17 protein-coding genes are annotated in these 19,727 nt (G+C 73.5%); 8 read left to right on the forward strand and 9 right to left on the reverse strand.

Going from position 1 to position 19,727, the window contains the following annotated elements; translation table 11 throughout:
* The first annotated feature begins 65 nt into the window (after positions 1–65).
* Positions 66–1,316, forward strand: coding sequence for an IS701 family transposase (locus ACFY00_RS20970; RefSeq protein WP_388032996.1), 1,251 nt, complete (start codon positions 66–68; stop codon positions 1,314–1,316).
* Positions 1,317–1,416: 100 nt separating this feature from the next.
* Here the strand turns inward: ACFY00_RS20970 and ACFY00_RS20975 are convergent, their stop codons facing one another.
* From ACFY00_RS20975 to ACFY00_RS21015, 9 genes are all read right to left on the reverse strand, one after another.
* Positions 1,417–2,244: an SDR family NAD(P)-dependent oxidoreductase gene (locus tag ACFY00_RS20975; RefSeq protein ID WP_388032995.1), complete on the reverse strand. Its 828-nt coding sequence runs from the start codon at positions 2,242–2,244 to the stop codon at positions 1,417–1,419.
* 72 nt (positions 2,245–2,316) lie between these two features.
* Positions 2,317–2,691: a nuclear transport factor 2 family protein gene (locus tag ACFY00_RS20980; RefSeq protein ID WP_388032994.1), complete on the reverse strand. Its 375-nt coding sequence runs from the start codon at positions 2,689–2,691 to the stop codon at positions 2,317–2,319.
* 41 nt (positions 2,692–2,732) lie between these two features.
* On the reverse strand, positions 2,733–3,941 hold the full coding sequence (locus ACFY00_RS20985; RefSeq protein WP_388032993.1) for an MFS transporter: 1,209 nt from the start codon (positions 3,939–3,941) through the stop codon (positions 2,733–2,735).
* 147 nt (positions 3,942–4,088) lie between these two features.
* Positions 4,089–5,276, reverse strand: a complete 1,188-nt coding sequence (locus ACFY00_RS20990) for a low temperature requirement protein A (protein WP_388032992.1) — start codon at positions 5,274–5,276, stop codon at positions 4,089–4,091.
* A 94-nt stretch (positions 5,277–5,370) separates the two neighbouring features.
* Positions 5,371–5,817: a VOC family protein gene (locus tag ACFY00_RS20995; protein ID WP_388032991.1), complete on the reverse strand. Its 447-nt coding sequence runs from the start codon at positions 5,815–5,817 to the stop codon at positions 5,371–5,373.
* Positions 5,818–5,824: 7 nt separating this feature from the next.
* Positions 5,825–6,196 (reverse strand): nuclear transport factor 2 family protein, encoded by a 372-nt coding sequence (locus ACFY00_RS21000; protein ID WP_388032990.1) that lies wholly within the window; start codon positions 6,194–6,196, stop codon positions 5,825–5,827.
* Positions 6,197–6,243: 47 nt separating this feature from the next.
* A complete protein-coding gene (locus ACFY00_RS21005) occupies positions 6,244–7,047 on the reverse strand; it encodes an ester cyclase (RefSeq protein ID WP_388032989.1) in 804 nt (267 codons plus the stop codon).
* A 20-nt stretch (positions 7,048–7,067) separates the two neighbouring features.
* Positions 7,068–8,615: a GMC family oxidoreductase gene (locus ACFY00_RS21010; RefSeq protein WP_388032988.1), complete on the reverse strand. Its 1,548-nt coding sequence runs from the start codon at positions 8,613–8,615 to the stop codon at positions 7,068–7,070.
* Positions 8,615–9,040: a hypothetical protein gene (locus ACFY00_RS21015; protein WP_388032987.1), complete on the reverse strand. Its 426-nt coding sequence runs from the start codon at positions 9,038–9,040 to the stop codon at positions 8,615–8,617. The genes ACFY00_RS21010 and ACFY00_RS21015 overlap by 1 nt, the downstream gene beginning before the upstream one ends.
* Before the next feature lie 320 nt (positions 9,041–9,360).
* On the opposite strand from ACFY00_RS21015, the gene ACFY00_RS21020 reads away from it, so the two are divergent.
* From ACFY00_RS21020 to ACFY00_RS21050, 7 genes are all read left to right on the forward strand, one after another.
* The gene (locus tag ACFY00_RS21020; RefSeq protein WP_388033007.1) at positions 9,361–10,197 is read left to right on the forward strand and encodes a type 1 glutamine amidotransferase domain-containing protein; all 837 of its coding nucleotides are present in this window, start codon (positions 9,361–9,363) and stop codon (positions 10,195–10,197) included.
* 109 nt (positions 10,198–10,306) lie between these two features.
* On the forward strand, positions 10,307–11,971 hold the full coding sequence (locus tag ACFY00_RS21025; RefSeq protein ID WP_388032985.1) for a thiamine pyrophosphate-binding protein: 1,665 nt from the start codon (positions 10,307–10,309) through the stop codon (positions 11,969–11,971).
* Positions 11,972–12,024: 53 nt separating this feature from the next.
* Positions 12,025–12,561, forward strand: coding sequence for a DJ-1/PfpI family protein (locus tag ACFY00_RS21030; protein ID WP_388033008.1), 537 nt, complete (start codon positions 12,025–12,027; stop codon positions 12,559–12,561).
* A gap of 43 nt (positions 12,562–12,604) precedes the next feature.
* Positions 12,605–14,620: an alpha-1,4-glucan--maltose-1-phosphate maltosyltransferase gene (locus ACFY00_RS21035; RefSeq protein ID WP_388032984.1), complete on the forward strand. Its 2,016-nt coding sequence runs from the start codon at positions 12,605–12,607 to the stop codon at positions 14,618–14,620.
* Between the two features lies 1 nt (position 14,621).
* Positions 14,622–16,082, forward strand: coding sequence for a hypothetical protein (locus tag ACFY00_RS21040; protein WP_388032983.1), 1,461 nt, complete (start codon positions 14,622–14,624; stop codon positions 16,080–16,082).
* A gap of 36 nt (positions 16,083–16,118) precedes the next feature.
* Positions 16,119–18,341 (forward strand): 1,4-alpha-glucan branching protein GlgB, encoded by a 2,223-nt coding sequence (glgB, locus tag ACFY00_RS21045; RefSeq protein ID WP_388032982.1) that lies wholly within the window; start codon positions 16,119–16,121, stop codon positions 18,339–18,341.
* Positions 18,331–19,686 (forward strand): phosphomannomutase/phosphoglucomutase, encoded by a 1,356-nt coding sequence (locus tag ACFY00_RS21050; RefSeq protein WP_388032981.1) that lies wholly within the window; start codon positions 18,331–18,333, stop codon positions 19,684–19,686. The genes glgB and ACFY00_RS21050 overlap by 11 nt, the downstream gene beginning before the upstream one ends.
* Positions 19,687–19,727: the final 41 nt, after the last annotated feature.

The following is a 19,727-nucleotide window of genomic DNA, read 5'->3' on the forward strand; positions in this document are numbered from 1 at the left end:
CGGCGGGGGCGGGGCCCGGCCCGACCGCCATCGCGCCAGAACCTCACCCAAGGATCGATGTGTCCATGATTTCGAACCTCCGTGCACCGCACTCCGGCCTGCGGCAGGACGGAATCTCCGTGTACTGCCACGAACTCTTCAGCTGCTTCGCCCGCTCCGACCAGCGGCGCTGGGGCGAGGTCTACCTCCGCGGCCTGCGCCAGGCGGACGGCCGCAAGACCCCCGCCAACATCTCCGAGCAGGTGCTCGGCCGACGCACGGTGCAGCCCATCCAGCAGTTCGTCAACCAGTCCACCTGGGAGGTAGGCGACGTCCGCCGCCGACTCGCCGAGCTGGTCGCCGCGGCCGCCGCCCCGCTCGCCTGGTCCGTCGACGACGTGGTGTTCGCCAAGAACGGCACCCGCTCGGCCGGTGTCGCCCGCCAGTTCGTCCACGCCGAGGGCCGCACCATGAACTGCCAACTGGCCCTGGCCACTTCGCTGGTCCTGCCGCACGGCGCCCAGCCGGTCGCCTGGCAGCTGGCGCTGCCCCGGCACTGGGACACCGACCTGGCGCTGCGCAGCCAGGCCCACGTCCCCGAGGAGGCCCGGCACCTGCCGCGCTGGCGGCTGCTGCTCGACTCGGTCGACGAGATGCTGGGCTGGGACGTGCCCAGTGCCCCCGTGCTCGCCGACTGGAGCAACGAGAAGGAGGTCGAGCCGCTGCTGCTCGGCCTGGAGGAGCGCGGCCTCGGCTACCTGGTCCAGGTCGGCGCCGGCACCGTGCTGCCGGCCTGCACCGCCCGCGCCCAGCGGGCCCTGCCGGTCGCCCACGGCGCCCCGCCGGTGCGCCGGGCGCCCGCCACCGTCCGCCGGCGGGCCGCCGAGCTCGCCGACGAGCTGGTCCCGCAGGGCGACCGCGCGGTGCTGGCCTGGCGGGACGGGCCGACCTCCCGGGCGCGGCCCTCGCAGTTCCTGGTGGTGCCGCTCTCCGACGGGCGCGGCGCCCGCCGCGGCCGCTTCGCCGAGCTGGTGCCCGCCGCCCCCCGTCACCTGGTGGTCGAGTGGCCGTTCGGGCGTTCCCAGCCGCGCACCTACTGGGTGACCGACCTGCCGGTGCACCGGCTGCCCGAGCTGGTCGCCCTCGCCGAGCTGCGCGGCCGCTCCGCCGACGCCGTCGAGCGGCTGCACCTCGACTACGGCCTCGGCGACTTCGAGGGCCGCTCCTACCGCGGCTGGCACCACCACGTCACGCTGGTCGCCGCCGCGCACGGCTACGACCTGCTGGGTCGGATGGCCGACCTGGGGGCGGCCCACGAGACCTCGGCCACCGGCTGACCGGCGCCACCGGCACCTCGGGGGCGGCCCGACGGGCCGCCCCCGAGCGCAGGGTCCGGTGGCGCGTCCGGGTCCGGGGAGGACGTCCACCGGGCCCGGCTCAACGCGCCGCGTCGAACGGCACCCCGGTCAGTTGTTCGCTCAGCGCCCGCAGCCGCGCCCGCGCGCCGCTCTCGTACGCCTGGTTGCTGGCCCGGGCCTCGGTCGAGCGGTTGAAGTACCGCCCGGTGACGCCGTCCAGCGCCGGGTCGGTGACCAGCCGCAGGGTGTGCCGCACGCCCTCGGCGACGGTGCTCTGCGGGGTGTAGAGGTTGACCACCATCTTGGTCGGCATGTACGACGCCGGGTGCAGCGCGTTGACCGTCACGCCGGTGCCGGCCAGCGCCTCGGCCAGGTCGAAGGTCAGCATGATCTGGGCCAGCTTGGCCTGGCAGTACGCCTGGACGCCGTCCCAGCCGCGGCGCAGCATCACGTCGTCGAAGTTGACCGGCGCCTGGCCGGCCGAGGAGACGTTGACGATCCGGGCCGGGGCGGAGCGGGCCAGCAGCGGGGCGAGGCGCACCGACAGCAGGTACGTGGCCAGGTAGTCGACCTGGAAGGTCAGCTCGTGGCCGTCCCAGCTCTCCTGGCGGTCGAGCTCGACGCCGATGCCGGCGTTGTTGACCAGCGCGTCGAGCCGTTCCAGGCCGGCCGCCTGCTCGGCGAGCTTGTGGATGTCGGAGAGCCGGGCGAAGTCCGCCAGCAGGTAGCTGATCCGGTCGTTGCCGGTCTCGGCGCGCAGTTCGGCGAGCAGGGCCTCGCCCCGCTCCCGGCTGCGGCCGTGCAGCACCAGGGTGGCGCCGCGGGCGGCGAGTTCGCGGGCCATCGCGCGGCCGAGGCCGTCGGTGGCGCCGGTGATGAGGACGGTCTGTTCTTCGATGGGGGTCACAGCAACCTCCGTGCTCTGGAGAAGGGCGCTGCCCGGAAGCGCCGTCGGTGCTTCCGGGCAGCGGATGGCCGGTCAGACGATCGGGTGGCCACTGGCGGTGGTCTCCGGGACGTTCTCCTTGACGTCCCAGTGCTCCGCGATCAGACCGTCGGCGATGCGGAAGACGTCCACCACGGCCATGCCGCGGTCGCCGTCCTGCGCGGTGAAGTGGCTGTGCACGAAGACCAGGTCGTGGTCGGCGGCGATCCGCCGGATCGTGAACCGGCCCTCCGGGACCTGGGTCTTGAAGCCGGCGACGAACTCGACCACCGGCTTGCGGCCGTCGGGCAGGTTGGGGTTGTGCTGGACGAGGTCCTCGGCGAGGAAGCGGTCGGCCTCGTCGGTCTCGCCGTTGTTCCAGACGGTGGTGAGGTACTGGGTCACCAGCTGCTTGTTGCTCTCGGACATCGTGGACTCTCCCGTTCGTGGGTATCGGTGGTGCCTGGTGGTCAGGAATTGGATGGTGCGGGGACCGGCTGCTCGGCCGGAGCCGGGGCCGCCGGAGTCTTGGTGCCGCGGCCGGACAGCACGTGCGCGCCGGCCGCCGCGATCAGCATCAGCAGGGCGAGCCCGGGCATCAGGGTCGCGCCAACCGAGGGCAGGAAGGTGGAGCCGATCAGGCTGCCCAGGCTCATGCCCAGGTACAGCGCGGAGGCGTTCAGCGCCAGGATCAGCGCCGGGTGGGCGGGCAGCACGGCGATCAGCCGGGCCTGCTGCGGTGCCTGGTACATCTGGCTGAAGAAGGCCCAGCCGGCGAACAGCAGCAGGCCGGCGACCGCCGCCTTCGGGGTGACGACCAGCAGGGCCAGGGCCGCGCCCAGGCCGACCAGCGACACCGTGATGGTGCGGGTGCCGCCGAGCTTCTCGCTGATCCGCGGCGCCAGCGCGTTGCCGAGCACGCCGACGACGCCGAAGGCCATCAGGGTGCCGGAGACCATGCCGGCGGAGGCGTCGAAGCGGGCCGCCAGGTAGGCGCCGGCCACGCCGTACACGGTGAACTGGGCGGCCATGAACAGCAGGGTGGTGGTGACGGTGGGCAGCGCGCCGGGGGTGCGCAGCGCGGCCCGGTACGCCTGGGCGGTCGGCGGTTCGCCGGCCGGCAGGTCCGGGACCAGCACCGCCACCAGCACCAGGGCCAGCGCGGAGAGCGCGCTGACGCCCAGCAGGGCCGGGCGCCAGCTCATGGTGGAGCCCAGGAAGGAGGCGAGCGGGACGCCGAGCACGGAGGCGGCGGTCATGCCGGCGAACACCGTGGCCAGGGCCCGGTGGCGCCGCTCCGGTCCGACGATGGCCGCGCCGGCCGCCGAGGAGGCCGGTCCGAAGATCGCCGCGCCGACCGCGCCGAGCACCCGGGTGAGCGTCATGGTGGTGTAGTCGGGGGCGACGGCGCTGAGCCCGCCGCCGACGGTGAGCAGCGCCAGGCCGAGCAGCAGGACCTTCTTGCGGTCCATCCGGCGCAGCAGGGCCGGTGCCGTCGGCGCGCCCACCGCGAAGGTGAGGGCGAACACGGTGACCAGCAGGCCGACGCTGGCCGGGGCGACCTCCAGGCTCTTGCCGATCGGGGCGTTGAGGCCGACGACGGCGAGCGAGATGGTGCCGAGGCTGAAGTAGCCGAGTGCCAGCGCGAGCAGGGCAGGGGTGGGGTTTCGAGGATTCACGGGACCTCGTTTCGCAGGTGAATTCCGGTGCGCGGTGAGCAGGTTCGGGTGACGGCGTCGGCCGGACGTGCCCGCGTTCGAAACGCTAGCCAGGCGGCCTGGGTCCGGCGCCCGGAGCGCCCCCCGGCGGGGCACTGTGAAAGGTCGTCAGCGGTACTGCGTCAACTCGTGACCGGTGGGGACGGGACGGTGGAACAGCAGGGGCACCGGGCGACCGGTGGCCACCATCCAGTGCTCCAGGCCGCTGACGGCGACCAGCAGGACGGCGGTCGCCCCCAGGGTGGCGATCGCGGGCAGGAACGGGGCCCCGGCGGCCAGGCCGAGCAGGCACAGCCCGACCCCGATCCGGGTCGCCGAGGCGGCGCCGAACATCCGCCAGCGGGTGTAGCCGAAGGTCAGGGCGAAGATCGCGGCGCCGATCGGGAGCAGGGCCGCGCTCGGGTCGTGCGGGACGCCGGTGGGGTGGGCGACGGTGTTGCCGGTGCCGACCGCGACCAGCAGCAGGCCGAGCACCAGCACCAGGTGGCCGTAGCTGAGCACGTCGCGCACCACGGTGGCCGGGGTGCGGTGGGTGCGCATCGCGTGCTCGACGGCGGGCGCGGCGAGGTGGAAGTACAGCCACCACAGCGCGCCGCCGATCACGAAGCTGAGCACCAGGGCGGCGATCAGCGCGGCGGTGAGCGCCCCGGCCGAGGCCCGGGCGCCGACCGCGAGGATGTTCTCGCCGAGCGCGATGATGATGAACAGGCCGAAGCGCTCCGGCAGGTGGGCCGCGCTGTAGGTCATGGCGTGCAGCCGACGGCTCATCACCGCGGGCAGCACCGCCTCGGCCAGGATGGCGCCGGCCCAGATCGCGGCCCGGGCCGGGCCGCTGACGAAGGCCCCGGCGGTCAGCGCCAGCGCGAACACCACGCCGACCGAGTACGGGTGGATGGTGCGGGCGAAGGGGCGGTCGCGCCGGGTGGCCTCGCCCATCAGCAGCCGCAGCACCAGGTACGAGCCGGCGAACAGCGCCGCGCCGGCGTGCCCGGACATCGCGCGCGGCGCGGCCACGCCCATGCCGTAGGTGGCCAGGCCGGCGGCGAGCAGCAGCAGCCGTTCGACGTGGGTCTCCTCGACCATGGTGACGGCCAGTGCGACGTCCACCCAGGCCCACCACAGGGGGGTGAGCATCAGCAGGGCCTGGCCGAACGTCGCCCAGCTGGGCGAGTGGCCGAGGATGTGGGTGGTCTGGCTGACGCCGAAGGCGAGCACGATGTCGTAGAACAGTTCCGCCCAGGTGGCCCGGGAGCGGGTGCCGTCGGCGGCGTGCTCGTGGCGGTGGTGGTGGAACATCTCCTCACCCTCTCTGCCCGGGCGCGGACGTCCGGGCGGTACGGGCAGTGGCCGGCCCGGCCGCCGCGGGGCGGTGCGGGCCGGCCGGTGGGGGTCAGGCGTCGTACCGGGCCAGCTCCTCGGGGGTCTGGTCGGTGTAGCCCTGGCTGACCTCGATGACGACGCCGTCCGGGTCGGTGACCCAGACCGTGCGCCAGCCGGGGATGTACTCGTCGAAGCCGAGCGGGCCGAGCGAGACGTTCAACTCGCCGTCGGCGTCGGCCAGGAAGGCGTCCACGTCGTCCACCTGGAAGGCCAGGTGGCGGACCGTGCCGGGGTTGGCCGGGCCGTCCTCCTTGGCGGCGGGGGCGGGGTCGGCGTCGCTGGCGAACAGCTCCAGCCAGGCCTCGCCGCGGCGCAGGAAGACCACCTGCCAGCCGTCGCCGGCCACCACCCGGGCCCGGCGGAAGCCGAACCAGCGGGTGTAGAACTCCTCGGTGGCCGCCTGGTCGCGGCAGTTGAGCCCGACGTGCGCCCAGCGCAGTGCGGCGGGTGCGGTCATCGCGGCCTCACTTCCCGAGCACGGGGGCGAACGGCGCGCTGTCGTGGAAGTTCGCCATGTAGACGATCTCGCCGCCGACGACGCGGAAGTAGTTGCACACCGCGGCCTCGACCTCCACGCCGCCGTGGGTGCGCCCGGTGATCCGCGAGACCACGGCCGCCTGCTCGCCGTCGATCACCACGTGGACCGGCTTGTTGGCGAACTCGGCGTAGGTCTCCGGGAATCCGCGCATCATCTCGCGCAGCGTCTCCCGGCCCTCGACGTGTCCGGCGAGCTGCTCGTCCATCACCGTGTCGGCGGCGAACAGGTCGCACCACGGGTTCCAGTCGCCCGCGTTGGCGAGCTCGTAGTAGCGGTCCACGACACCCCTGGTGTCCATGGGTCTCCTCCTGGGTCTGGGGTGAACTCGGTGGGTGGGGGCGGGCGTTACGGGAGCTCGACGCCGAGCTGGGCCATCAGGCCGGCGGTGTCGGCCTGCACCCAGCGCTCGACGACCTTGCCGTGCTCCAGCCGGTAGACCTCCAGGCTGGTCCAGCTGACCTCCTTGCCGGTCGGCTCGATCCCGAAGAACGGGCCGACGTGCCGACCGGTGAAGGTGATGTGCATGATCACCTTGTCCGGGTCGGCCGGGTAGAGGGCGTCCAGGTGGGCGTGGAAGTCGAGCGCCTCGTGGGCGCCGATGATGATGCCCTTGAGCTCCTCCAGGCTGGTCACGCTCCAGGCCGGGTTGTTGTCCCGGAACCCGGGGCCGAACAGCTCGTCCAGGTCGTCGTAGCGGTGCGCGTTGACCGCGTCGCTGACCCGCTGCACCACGGCGGTGTTCTCGGCGCCGCGGGCCAGCTGCGCCTTCAGGCCGAGCAGGTCGTCCTGCGCCCAGCGTTCGGCGAGCAGGCCGTCCTCGGCGCGCCAGATCTCGGTGGTGGTCCACTCGACCCGCCGGCCGGTGGCGGGGATGCCGAGCACCTCGCCGCGGTGGGTGCCAGTGAGCTTCACCCGGGTGACCACGCGGTCCCCGGCGGTGAACGCCTCCTGCAGTTCGCCGCGCAGGTCGAGCGAGTCGTGCGCGGCCTTGAGCGCCTGCTGGTAGCTCTCCAGGCTGCTGATGTCGAAGCCCGGGTGGTGGTCCCGGAACGCGGGGTCGATCACGGCGGCGATGCCGTCGGGGTCGTTGCGGTTCAGCGCGTCCAGGAAGCGCCGGTACAGGTCGAGGTTGTCCTGCTGGTCTGCCATCGTCGGCCTCCGGTCGGGGGTCAGGGACGGTTGAGGATCAGATCGGCGGCCTTCTCGCCGATCATCACGCTGGGGGCGTTGGTGTTGCCGGCCACCACGGTCGGCATCACCGAGGCGTCGGCGACCCGCAGGCCGTCGATGCCGTGCACCCGCAGGTCCGGGCCGACCACGGCGTCCGGTCCGGGGCCCATCCGGCAGGTGCCGGCGGGGTGCCAGAGGGTCGTGGCGTTGGCGCGGACGTACGCGCGCAGCTCCGCGGTGCCGACGGCTCCCTTGCCGGGGCCGTACTCCTCCCCGCGGAAGTCGTCGAAGGCCGCGGTGTGGGCCAGTTCCCGGGCCAGCCGGACGCCTTCGACCAGGACGTCCAGGTCGGCCGGGTCGCCGAGGTAGCCGGGCCGGACCAGCGCGGTGGAGCGCGGGTCGGTGTCGCGCAGGGTCACCGTGCCGCGGCTCGCGGGCAGCAGCGCGATGGGCGCGAAGGTGAAGCCGGGGCCGGCCCGCAGTGCGGCGGGGGCGTCGGCGGGCAGGAACTTCACCGGCCCGAAGGTGAACTGCAGGTCCGGTCCGCGCGCGGGGTCGGCGGCGGCGGTCCGGGTGAACAGGCCCGCCTCGGAGAGCGGCGCCCCGGGCGGCAGTTCGCGCAGCGACTCGTAGCAGACCGGCGCGAACAGGTGGTCCTGCAGGTTGCGGCCCACCCCGGGCAGGTCGAGGAGTACCTCGACGCCCGCGGCGCGCAGCTGGTCGGCCGGGCCGATGCCGGACAGCAGCAGCAGCTTGGGGCTCTCGAACGCGCCCGCGCAGACGACGACTTCGCGTTCGGCCCGCAGGGTGTGCGTCCGGTCGCCCTGGAGGTACTCGACGCCGACCGCGCGGCCGTCCTCGACCAGGATCCGGGTCGCCTGGGCGCCGGTCTGCACGGTGAGGTTGGGGCGGGCCAGGGCCGGCCGCAGGTACCCGGTGGCGGTGCTGGAGCGGCGGCCCCGCGGGGTCCGGGTGTGCTGGTAGTGGAACCCGAAGCCCTCCTGGTGCTCGGCGTTGTAGTCGCCGTCGCCGCCGTGGCCGGTCTCCCGGGCCGCGGCGACGAACGCCTCGGCCAGCGGGGTCGGTTCGTCCGGCGCGGCGACCCGCACCGGGCCGCCCTCGCCGCGCCAGGCGGAGGCGCCGCCGGCGTAGTCCTCCGAGCGCCGGAAGTACGGCAGGACGTCCTGGTGGCCCCAGCCGGGGTTGCCCAGGTCGCGCCAGCCGTCGTAGTCGCGGTGGCTGCCGCGCACCCACATCAGCGCGTTGACCGCGCTGCAGCCGCCGACCAGCCGGCCGCGGGCGACCGGGATCCGGCGCCCGTCGACGCCGGGTTCCGGCTCGGTGGCGTAGCCCCAGTCGACGGCCGCGCTCCAGTCGGCGGTGAGCAGCGCCAGCAGCGCGCCGGCGTCGGTGCGGTGCAGTTCCTCGCGTCCGGGCCAGCCGCCGGCCTCCAGCAGGACGACGTCCGCGGAGCCGTCCTCGCTGAGCCGGGCGGCCACCGCGGCGCCGGCCGAACCGGCGCCGACCACCACGTAGTCGGCTGCCATCAGCCGATGTCCTCGACCGGGGTGAGGATGCCGACCCGGTAGCGGACGATCCGCGGCGCGCCGGTGGCCGGGTCGCGGTCCAGCTGCCAGCTCTGCTTCACCCGGAACACCTTCCGGGCGCCCTCGGCCAGGTGCTCGGCGGCCCAGACCACGGTCAGCTCGATGTCGACCAGGCCGTCCGCCTCGGCGGCGGTGAACTCCTCCAGGGTGTGGCTCTGGTCGGCGAAGGCCTCGCCGACCACGGCGTACCAGTCCCGGAAGTCGGCGTGCGAGCGGAGCGTGCGTTCCGGGAACGCCATCTCCAGGCCCTCGTCCGCCACCAGCGGCAGGAGCTCCTCCACCGGCTTGTGGCCGCTCAGCAGGTCGAACCAGTTCTGTGCGAAATCCCTGATTTCCGGGTTCTCCCCGGAGTTCGTCTCGGGCATTTCCGATTCCCCTTTCCGCAATTCGTGGGCGCGGCTGACAGGGACGCTAGAATCCGGCCCGCCGGAGCGTCAACGGCCCGCCGCGCCCGCCTCCGCACTGTGCGAAGTCCCCTCCCGTCCTTCGGCAACTCGGCTGCTCGAAGGCGTCCCGGTCGGCCCGGACGCCGAACCGCGGGACATGCCGAAGTGCTTTCGCCGACTTCGCAGTGTCCCGGCGGACGGGGCCCCGGCCCTGGTGCGAATTCCGCGGCGGCTGTTAGACAGAACCGCCGCCGACTTCCGGCGGGAATGCGCAAGGCAATCGAAGGAGAACACCGCCGATGGCGAAGAAGCGAATCCTCATCGTGCTCTCCGAGTACGGGTACTGGGGCGAGGAACTGGTCGGGCCGCTGGAGACCTTCGACCGGGCCGGCTACGAGGTCACCTTCGCGACCCCGACCGGCAAGCGCCCGGCGGCCCTGCCGCCGAGCATGGACCCCGAGTACATCGACCCGCCGCTGGGCCGCTCGGTGACCAGCACCGAGATGGCCGAGAAGGTCAAGGTCCTGGACCGCTCCAGCCGCCTGGACGCGCCGCTGGACCTGTCCTCCTGGCTGCCGGACCGCCCGTACCGCAGCCGCAGCGACTTCCTGCGCGCCTGGGAGGGCTACCACACCCGCCGCGAGCAGGTGCGGGCGCAGATCGCCGAGCGCTACGACGCGCTGCTGATCGTCGGCGGCAGCGGCCCGATCGTCGACCTCGCCAACAACTGGCGGATCCACGACCTGATCCTGGCCTTCCACGCCCTGGACCTGCCGATCGCCGCCGAGTGCTACGGCATCGCGGCCCTGGCCTTCGCCCGCGAGCAGGACGACCGGGTCAGCATCCTGCGCAACAAGCACGTCACCGGGCACTGCATCGAGTACGACTACAAGGACGGCACCGGCTTCATGGGCACCGACTTCGTGATCGGCCCGCCGCCGTACCCGCTGGAGTACATCCTCCGCGACGCGACCCTCCCCGAGGGGGCCTTCCACGGCAACTTCGGCAAGGAGACCTCGGTGATCGTCGACTACCCGTTCATCACCGGGCGTTCCACCCCGGACTCCTACCTCACCGGCCAGAAGCTGGTCGAGGTCCTGGAGCACGGGCTGCGCCAGTGGGGCTTCACGGCCTGACCCGCGCCGGGCGCGGGGGGGGGGGGGGGGGGCCCGGCCCCCCCCCCCCCCCCCCCCCCCCCCCACTCCCCCGCACCGGCAGACCCAGCGCACACGAGGAGGCACAGAGATGGCCAGCAGGCCCGCACGGGTGGCGATGCTCGAACAGTTCGAGGCCGACGGCGTCACCCACATGTTCGGCAACCCCGGCACGGTCGAGCAGGGGTTCCTGGACGAGCTCCGCAACTTCCCCGGCATCCAGTACGTGCTGGCCCTCCAGGAGGCCACCGTGGTCGGCCTGGCCGACGGCTACGCCCGGGCCACCCGCCGGCCGGCCCTGCTCCAGCTGCACTCCGGTGTGGGCCTCGGCAACGGCATCGGCATGCTGTACCAGGCCATGCGCGGCCACGCCCCGCTGGTCGTCCTGGTCGGCGAGGCCGGGCTGGGGTACGACGCCATGGAGGCCCAGATGGCCGCCGACCTGGTCGCCATGGGCGAGCCGGTCACCAAGTGGGCGACCCGGGTGGTCGACCCCCGCTCCACCCTGCGGGTGCTGCGCCGCGCCTTCAAGGTCGCCGCCACCCCGCCCTACGGCCCGGTGCTGGTGGTGCTGCCGGCCGACGTGCTGGACGCCGAGACCGACGAGCCGGTGGTGCCCACCTCGTACCTGGAGACCGCGGCCGTCCCCGCCCCGGAGACCGTCGAGCGCGCCGCCGACCTGCTGGCCGGCGCCGAGCGGCCGCTGCTGGTGGTCGGCGACGGCGTGCACTTCTCCGGCGCCCAGGCCGAGCTGGCCCGCCTCGCCGAGGTGTGGGGCGCCGAGGTGTGGGGCGCGGACTGGTCCGAGGTCAACCTGCCCGCCGACCACCCGGCCTACCGCGGCCAGTTGGGCCACATGTTCGGCGAGTCGAGCCGCCGGGTCACCTCGGCCGCCGACGCGGTGCTGGTCACCGGCACCTACGTCCTGCCGGAGGTCTACCCGGCCCTGGACGGGGTGTTCGCCCCCGGCGCGCCGGTGGTCCACGTCGACCTCGACAGCGGCGCCATCGCCAAGAACTTCCCGGTCGACCTCGGCATCCTCGCCGACCCCCGCCAGTCGCTCGGCCGGATCGCCGACGCCCTCGACGCCCGGCTGACCCCCGAGCAGCGCCGCCGGGCCGCCGACCGGCTGCGTGCCTGGGGCGCCGAGCAGGCGGCCGCCCGCGCCGAGGCCGACGAGCGCGACGCCCGCGAGGCCGCCGGCGCGCTCACCGCCGCCGACTTCGGCCGCGAGCTCGCCGCGCGGCTCCCCGCCGACGCGATCCTCTTCGACGAGGCGCTGACCTGCTCGCCCGGCCTCTTCCGCCACCTGCCGCCGAACACCCCCGGAGAGTGGTTCCAGACCCGCGGCGGCTCGCTCGGCGTCGGCATCCCCGGCGCGCTCGGCGCCAAGCTCGCCCACCCGGAGAAGACCGTGGTCGGCTTCACCGGCGACGGCGGCTCGATGTACACCTTCCAGGCCCTGTGGACCGCCGCCCGCTACGACATCGGCGCCCTCTTCGTCATCTGCAACAACGGCCGCTACAAGCTGCTCGACCACAACATCGCCCAGTACTGGGACAGCCAGGGCATCGAGCCGCACGCCCTCCCCGAGCTGTTCGACCTGACCCGTCCGGAGATCGACTTCGCCGCGCTCTCCCGCTCGCTCGGCGTCCCCGCCGTCCGGGTCGACAAGCCCGACCAGGTCGCCCCCGCGATCGCCGAGGCGCTGGCGAGCGGCGGACCGTTCCTGATCGACCTGGTGGTGGGCCGGTGAGCACCCTCGCCGAGCCCGTCGGCCGACTGGCCGGCCGGAGGATCGCCGTACTGATGGAGAGCGACTTCTACGAGCCCGAGATCCTCTACTACCAGCGCCGGTTCGCCGAGGAGGGCGCCGCCGTCCACTTCCTCACCCGGCTGTGGGGCAACGACCGGCTGGTCTTCCGCGGCCACGAGCACGGCATGCCGTTCGAGGTCAGCGAGTCCTTCGAGGACGTCGACGAGTTCGAGCTGCGCCAGTACGCGGCGGTGATCGTGCCCTCCGGGATCGTCGCCGACCGGCTGCGCTACACCGAGGACGTCGACCGGCTGCCGCCCGCCGCGCTGTTCCTGCGCCGCGCCTTCGCCGACCCGGCGATCGTCAAGGGGATCATCTGCCACGGCATGTGGCTGGCCGCCCCGGTGCCCTCGGTGATCCGCGGTCGGCAGGCCGTCGTCCACAACAACCTGCTGGGCGACCTGCGGAACATGGGCGGCGTCTTCGTCGACCGCGACGTGGTGGTCGACGGCGACCTGGTGACCGCCCGCACCGGCAACCACTGCCACCTGTTCGCCCGCACCATCATCGACCGGATCGGTCACCGCTGATCCCGCTCCCCCCGCGCGTCCCGCCACCGAGAGGAGTTCCGCCATGTCCGCCCGTACCGCCGTGTTGTCCCCCCGCGCCGCCTCAGCAGTCCGTCGTCGGCCGGAGCCAGTAGGGCGGATCCCGGTGCTCGACGTCAGACCGGCCGTCGACGGCGGCCGCCGGCCCGCGAAGGCGGTCGAGGGCGAGACCTTCGAGGTGTCCGCGACGGTGTTCCGCGAGGGCCGGGAGGCGGTCGGCGCCAACGTGGTGCTGCGCGGCCCCGGCGGTCGCCGCGGGCCGTGGACGCCGATGCGCGAGCAGGCCCCCGGCACCGACCGCTGGACCGCCGAGGTCACCCCCGCCGTCCCCGGCCGCTGGACCTACGCCGTGGAGGCCTGGAGCGACCCGGTCACCGGCTGGCAGCGCACCGCCGCGGTCAAGGTCCCGGCCGGCGTCGACGTCGAGGTCACCCTGGTCGAGGGCGCGCAGCTGCTGGAGCGGGCCGCCGGGAACGTCCCGCAGGGCCGCGGCCGCGGCGTCCTGCTCGGCGCCGCCGCCGCGCTCCGCGACCCGGACCGCCCCCCGCTGGAGCGGCTGCTGATCGCCCGCCGCCCCCGGGTCACCGCCGTCCTGGAGCGCTACCCGCTGCGCGAACTGGTCAGCAGCTCACCCGAGTTCGAGCTGGTGGTCAGCCGGAAGCGGGCGCTGTTCGGCTCCTGGTACGAGTTCTTCCCGCGCTCGGAGGGCGCGGTGGTCGACCCGACCGGCGTCGAGCCCCCGGTCTCGGGCACCTTCCGCACGGCCGCCGAACGGCTGCCCGCCATCGCCGCGATGGGCTTCGACGTGGTGTACCTGCCGCCGATCCACCCGATCGGCCGGGCCCACCGCAAGGGCCCGGACAACACGCTGACGGCCGGTCCGCACGACGTCGGCTCGCCCTGGGCGATCGGCTCCCCCGAAGGCGGCCACGACGCCGTCCACCCGGACCTGGGCACCCTCGAGGACTTCGACCACTTCGTCGCCGAAGCCACCGCACTGGGCCTGGAGATCGCCCTCGACTTCGCCCTCCAGTGCTCACCGGACCACCCCTGGGTGCACAAGCACCCCGAGTGGTTCAGCCACCGCGCGGACGGCACCATCGCCTACGCCGAGAACCCGCCCAAGAAGTACCAGGACATCTACCCGGTCAACTTCGACCAGGACTTCGACGGGATCGTCCGCGAGACGGTACGGATCCTGCGCTTCTGGATGGCCCGCGGAGTGCGGATCTTCCGCGTCGACAACCCGCACACCAAACCGGTGAACTTCTGGGAGAAGGTGCTCGCCGACATCGCCCGCACCGACCCGGACGTGCTCTTCCTCGCCGAGGCCTTCACCCGCCCCGCGATGATGCACACCCTGGGCAAGATCGGCTTCCACCAGTCCTACACGTACTTCACCTGGCGCACCACCAAGACCGAACTCACCGAGTACCTCACCGAACTCACCGGCGAGGCGGCCGCCTGGATGCGCCCCAACTTCTTCCCCAGCACCCCCGACATCCTCCCCGAGCAGCTCCAGGCCGGCGGCCCCGCCGCGTTCGCCCTGCGCGCCGTCCTCGCCGCCACCCTCTCCCCCAGCTACGGCATCTACGCCGGCTACGAGCACTTCGAGAACCGGGCCGCCCACCCGGGCTCGGAGGAGTACCTCGACTCCGAGAAGTACGAGCTGCGCCCCCGCGACTGGACCCGCACCGACACCCTCGCCCCGCTGCTCACCGCCCTGAACCGGCTCCGCCGCCGCCACCCCGCGCTGCAGCAGCTGCGCGACCTGCGCTTCCACCCCGTCGACAACGAGGCGATCATCGCCTTCTCCAAGACCGCCCGCGCCGCGGACGGCACCGAGGACCGGGTCGTCACCGTGGTCAACCTCGACCCGCACCACGTCCAGGAGGCCACCGTCACCCTGGACCTGCCCGAGGACACCAAGGTCAGGGACGAGCTGACCGGCGAGCTCTACCTCTGGGGCCGTCACAACTACGTCCGGCTCGACCCGGCCGTCGCCCCCGCCCACCTGCTCACCCTGCGCCAGGACGGCTGAGATGACCACCGCCGTCTGCGAGTCCTGCCTGGCCACCGAACCCGGGCCGGCCCTCCGGGGCGACGAGCTGCTCCGCCCGATGCTGCCCGCGCTGCTGCCCTGGCTGGTCACCCGCCGCTGGTTCACCCACGAGAGCGGCTGCCTGCAGGACCTCGTCCCGATCACCGACACCGTGCTGGAACGGCCCGGCGGCGAAGCCGTCCTGGTGCACGCCCTGCTCACCGCCGTCCACACCTCCGGTGCCGCCCGCCGCTACCAGTTGCTGCTGGGACTGCGTCCCCGGCTCGCCCCGCGCCTGAACGCGGCGGTGGTCGGGCAGGCGGTCGGCGGCCGTTGGGACGGCTGGTGGATCTACGAGGCCACCGACGACCCGGAGTTGATGTCCCTGCTGCTGGAACGCACCCGGACCGCCCGACCCGGCGAACCCCGCCTCGCCCTGACCCGCCCCGGCTCGCTGCCCGACGGCCTCACCCCGCGCCCGCTGAAGGCCGAACAGACCAACAGCGCCGTGGTGTTCGGCAACCGGCTGATGCTCAAGCTGTTCCGCCAGCCGCAGCCCGGCCCGCACCCGGAGGCCGAGGTGCTCACCGCCCTCACCGCCGCCGGCAGCCTCAGCACCCCCGGTCTGCTCGGCAGCCTCACCGTCGACGACCACGTGCTCGGCGTGCTCCAGGAGTTCCTGCCCGCCGACGGCGACGGCTGGGACCTCGCCGTCCGGCACGCCACCGACAGCCTGCGCGGCCGCGAGGGCGCCGCCGGCCTCGGCGGCTTCGGCGCCGACGCCTACGCCATGGGCGAGTCCGTCGCCCGCACCCACCGCCTGCTCGCCGAGGCCTTCCCCCGCCGCCACCTGACCGAGAAGCAGGTCTGCGGCATCGTCGGCCGGCTCGACGACCGGCTGCGCGATGCCGCCCACCGGGTCCCCGAGATCGCCCCGTACACCGGGCGGATCACCGAGATCTACCGGGACTTCGCCCGCGCCGCCTGCCAGGGCCGCGGCCTCGACGGCCAGCGGATCCACGGCGACCTCCACCTCGGCCAGGTGCTGCGCACCCAGACCGGGTGGAAGGTCATCGACTTCGAGGGCGAACCCGGCGGCACCGCCGACGACCAGGGCCGCCCGCAACCCGTCCTGCGCGACGTCGCGGGCATGCTGCGCTCCTTCGAGTACGCCGCCGAGCACGCGCTCGCCACCCTGCTCGCCGAGGACGGCGAACTCCTCGACCCCGCCGACCGGCTCCACCACACCCGCCGCGCCCGGGCCTGGTCGCTGCGCGGCCGCCGCGCCTTCATCGCCGGCTACGCCGCCGGCGGACCGGTCGACCCCTACTGCCACCCGGCGGTGCTGCGCGCCTTCGAGATCGACAAGGCCGTCTACGAGGCCGTGTACGAGACCCGCTACCGCCCCGACAAGCGGTTCATCCCGCTCAACGCGATCCAGCGGCTGGCCGCCGGCCGCTGAACCGCCCGCCCGAACCCCCGAGAGGACGCCACTCCCGTGACCGTGCAGCTGACGGCCCCGCTCCTGCTCCCCGAGGCCCCGCCGCCGCCCGACGACGCCGAACGGCTGCTCGCCGGCGCCCACCACGACCCGCACGCCGTCCTCGGCGCGCACCCGGTCGAGGAGGGCGTGGCCGTCCGGGCGCTGCGACCCGGCGCGGAACGCGTGGTGCTGGAGACCCCGCTCGGCGAGGTCGCCCTGGTGCCCGGCCCGGACGGCCTGTTCACCGCCCTGCTCCCGATCGCCCAACTGCCCGACTACCGGCTGCGGGTGACGTATCCGGGTGGTGAGCCGCTGGTGCAGGAGGACGGCTACCGGTTCGCGCCGACGCTGGGCGAGCTGGACCTGCACCTGATCCGGGAGGGCCGCCACGAGCAGCTGTGGCGGGCGCTGGGCTCGCACGTGCGCACGGTGGAGGGGGTGGAGGGTACGGCGTTCGCGGTGTGGGCGCCGAACGCGGTCGGGGTGCGGGTGATCGGCTCGTTCAACCACTGGGACGGCACCGCGCACCCGATGCGCTCGCTGGGCTCCTCCGGCGTGTGGGAGGTGTTCCTGCCCGGCGTCGGCGAGGGCGAGCAGTACAAGTACCAGATCCTCACCCGCCACGGACAGCGGGTGGAGAAGGCCGACCCGCTCGCCCGGGCCGCCCAGTGCCCCCCCGACACCGCCTCGCTGGTGACCGTCTCCCGCCACGCGTGGCAGGACGCCGAGTGGATGCAGCACCGCGCCCGCACCGTGCACCACCGCGCCCCGCTGTCGGTCTACGAGATGCACCTCGCCTCCTGGCGCCCGGAGCTGACCTCGTACCGCCAGATCGCCGAGGTGCTGCCCGGCTACCTGAACGAACTCGGCTTCACCCACGTCGAGTTCATGCCCGTCATGGAACACCCCTTCGGCGGCTCCTGGGGCTACCAGGTCTCCGGCTTCTACGCCCCCACCGCCCGCCTCGGCACCCCCGACGACTTCCGCCACCTGGTCGACACCCTCCACCGGCACAACATCGGCGTCATCGTCGACTGGGTCCCCGCACACTTCCCCAAGGACGACTTCGCCCTGGCCCGCTTCGACGGCGAACCCCTCTACGAGCCCGCCGACCCGCTGCGCGCCGAACACCCCGACTGGGGCACCCTGGAGTTCGACTACGGCCGCACCGAAGTCCGCAACTTCCTCGTCGCCAACGCCGTCTACTGGTGCGAGGAATTCCACGTCGACGGCCTGCGCGTGGACGCCGTCGCCTCCATGCTCTACCTCGACTACTCCCGCGAACACGGCGCCTGGACCCCCAACCAGTACGGCGGCCGCGAGAACTGGGACGCCGCCTCCTTCCTCCAGGAGATGAACGCCACCGTCTACCGGCGCTGCCCGGGCGTGCTGACGGTGGCCGAGGAGTCCACCGCCTGGGAGGGCGTGACCCGGCCGACCGACAGCGGCGGCCTGGGCTTCGGCCTGAAGTGGAACATGGGCTGGATGCACGACTCGCTGGTGTACATCTCCAAGGAGCCGGTGCACCGCAAGTACCACCACAACGAGATCACCTTCTCGATGGTGTACGCCTACTCCGAGAACTACGTCCTGCCGATCTCCCACGACGAAGTCGTCCACGGCAAGCAGGCACTCGTCTCCAAGATGCCCGGCGACTGGTGGCAGCAACGCGCCAACCACCGCGCCTACCTCGGCTTCATGTGGGCCCACCCCGGCAAGCAACTCCTCTTCATGGGACAGGAGTTCGCCCAAGGAGCCGAATGGGACCACGAGCACGGCCCGCAGTGGTGGGTGCTGGACGACGCCTGGCCCGCACACACCGACCACCAAGGCATCCAACGCCTGGTCGCCGACCTCAACCACACCTACCGCGCCACCCCCGCCCTGTACGAACAGGACACCGTCCCCACCGGCTTCACCTGGCTCGACGGCGGCGCCGCCGACGAGAACGTCGTCGCGTTCGTGCGCCGCGCGGCCGACGGCAGCCCGCTGGTCGCCGTCAGCAACTTCTCCCCGGTCGTCCGGCACGGCTTCCGGATCGGCCTGCCGCTGCCGGGCCGTTGGCGGACCGTGCTGGACACCGACGACGCCCGGTACGGCGGCAGCGACGCCGCCGCCGGGGCCCGCCGGTCCGAGGCCGAACCCGTCCCGTGGCACGGCCAGGACCACAGCGCCCGGCTGACCCTTCCCCCACTGGCCACCGTCTGGCTGACACCCGAGGAGCATCATGGAGCCTGAACTCGCCCGCCGCCTGGTCAAGGCCTACGACATCCGCGGCCTGGTGCCGCAGGAGCTGGACGAGGCCGCCGCGTACCGGATCGGCGCCGCCTTCGCCGAGCTGACCGGGGCCGCCGAGATCGCGGTCGCCCACGACATGCGGGACTCCTCGCCCGCCTTGGCCGCGGCCTTCACCCGGGGCGTGCTGGAGCAGGGCGCGGACGTCCTGGACGCCGGCCTCGGCTCCACCGACTACCTGTACTTCGTGTCCGGGCGGCTCGACGTGCCCGGTGCGATGTTCACGGCCAGCCACAACCCGGCGGCGTACAACGGGATCAAGCTGTGCCGGGCCGGGGCCGTGCCGGTCGGCGAGGGCAGCGGCCTGGAGCGGATCCGGGCCGCGCTGGTCGACCCGGCGCCGGTCGCCGCCGACCCGGTCCCGGGGGTCCGGCGGGCCGAGAGCCTGCTCGACGAGTACGCCGCCCACCTGCGTTCGCTGGTCGACCTCTCGGGGCTGCGGCCGCTGAAGGTGGTGGTGGACGCGGGCAACGGCATGGCCGGGCTGACCGTGCCGCTGGTGCTGGACCACCCGCTGCTCGAGGTCGTCCCGATGTACTTCGAGCTCGACGGCAGCTTCCCGCACCACGAGGCCGACCCGATGAAGCCGGCCAACGTCGCGGACCTGAAGGCCCGGGTCCGGGCGGAGGGCGCCGACCTGGGGCTGGCCTTCGACGGGGACGCCGACCGCTGCTTCGCGGTCGACGAGCGCGGCGAGGCGGTGCCGGCCTCCTCGGTGGTCGCGCTGGTCGCCGCCCGGCTGCTGGCCGGTGAGCCCGGGGCCCGGGTGGTGCACAACCTGATCACCTCGCGGTCCGCGATCGAGGTGATCGAGGAGAACGGCGGCGTGCCGGTCCGGTCCCGGGTCGGGCACTCCTTCGTCAAGGCGCTGATGGCCGAGCACCTGGCGGTGTTCGGCGGCGAGCACTCCGGGCACTACTACTTCCGCGACTTCTGGTTCGCCGACACCGGCATGCTGGCCGCCCTGCACATCCTGGCCGAACTGTCCGCCGCGGAGCAGCCGTTGTCCAAGCTGGTGGCCGGTTTCACCCGGTACGCCACCGCGGCGGAGACCAACCTGGAGGTCGCCGACCCGGCCGCCGCGCTGGCCGCGGTGGAGCGCTCGCTCGGCGACAGCGCCGCCCTGGACCGGCTGGACGGCCTGACCGCCACCTTCTCCGACGGCTCCTGGTTCAACCTGCGCGCCTCCAACACCGAGCCGGTGCTGCGGCTGAACGCCGAGGCCCCCGACGGCGGCCGCCTCGACGGCCTCCGCGAGCGGGTGCTGCGGATCGTCGCCGGCTCCTGAACCGGCGGTCCGGTCCCGGGACACCCCCTCCGGGACCGGAC

It is taken from the genome of Kitasatospora sp. NPDC001540 (assembly GCF_042894345.1).
GTDB classification, from domain to species: Bacteria; Actinomycetota; Actinomycetes; order Streptomycetales; family Streptomycetaceae; genus Kitasatospora; species Kitasatospora phosalacinea_C.

Excerpts from the sequence above, each read along its gene's own strand:
- ACFY00_RS20970 (WP_388032996.1), top strand. The coding sequence starts at position 66 with ATGATTTCGAACCTCCGTGCACCGCACTCCGGCCTGCGGCAGGACGGA.
- ACFY00_RS20980 (WP_388032994.1), bottom strand. The coding sequence starts at position 2,691 with ATGTCCGAGAGCAACAAGCAGCTGGTGACCCAGTACCTCACCACCGTC.
- ACFY00_RS20990 (WP_388032992.1), bottom strand. The coding sequence starts at position 5,276 with ATGTTCCACCACCACCGCCACGAGCACGCCGCCGACGGCACCCGCTCC.
- ACFY00_RS20995 (WP_388032991.1), bottom strand. The coding sequence starts at position 5,817 with ATGACCGCACCCGCCGCACTGCGCTGGGCGCACGTCGGGCTCAACTGC.
- ACFY00_RS21000 (WP_388032990.1), bottom strand. The coding sequence starts at position 6,196 with ATGGACACCAGGGGTGTCGTGGACCGCTACTACGAGCTCGCCAACGCG.
- ACFY00_RS21005 (WP_388032989.1), bottom strand. The coding sequence starts at position 7,047 with ATGGCAGACCAGCAGGACAACCTCGACCTGTACCGGCGCTTCCTGGAC.
- ACFY00_RS21010 (WP_388032988.1), bottom strand. The coding sequence starts at position 8,615 with ATGGCAGCCGACTACGTGGTGGTCGGCGCCGGTTCGGCCGGCGCCGCG.
- ACFY00_RS21015 (WP_388032987.1), bottom strand. The coding sequence starts at position 9,040 with ATGCCCGAGACGAACTCCGGGGAGAACCCGGAAATCAGGGATTTCGCA.
- ACFY00_RS21020 (WP_388033007.1), top strand. The coding sequence starts at position 9,361 with ATGGCGAAGAAGCGAATCCTCATCGTGCTCTCCGAGTACGGGTACTGG.
- ACFY00_RS21025 (WP_388032985.1), top strand. The coding sequence starts at position 10,307 with ATGGCCAGCAGGCCCGCACGGGTGGCGATGCTCGAACAGTTCGAGGCC.
- ACFY00_RS21030 (WP_388033008.1), top strand. The coding sequence starts at position 12,025 with ATGGAGAGCGACTTCTACGAGCCCGAGATCCTCTACTACCAGCGCCGG.
- ACFY00_RS21035 (WP_388032984.1), top strand. The coding sequence starts at position 12,605 with ATGTCCGCCCGTACCGCCGTGTTGTCCCCCCGCGCCGCCTCAGCAGTC.
- ACFY00_RS21040 (WP_388032983.1), top strand. The coding sequence starts at position 14,622 with ATGACCACCGCCGTCTGCGAGTCCTGCCTGGCCACCGAACCCGGGCCG.
- ACFY00_RS21050 (WP_388032981.1), top strand. The coding sequence starts at position 18,331 with ATGGAGCCTGAACTCGCCCGCCGCCTGGTCAAGGCCTACGACATCCGC.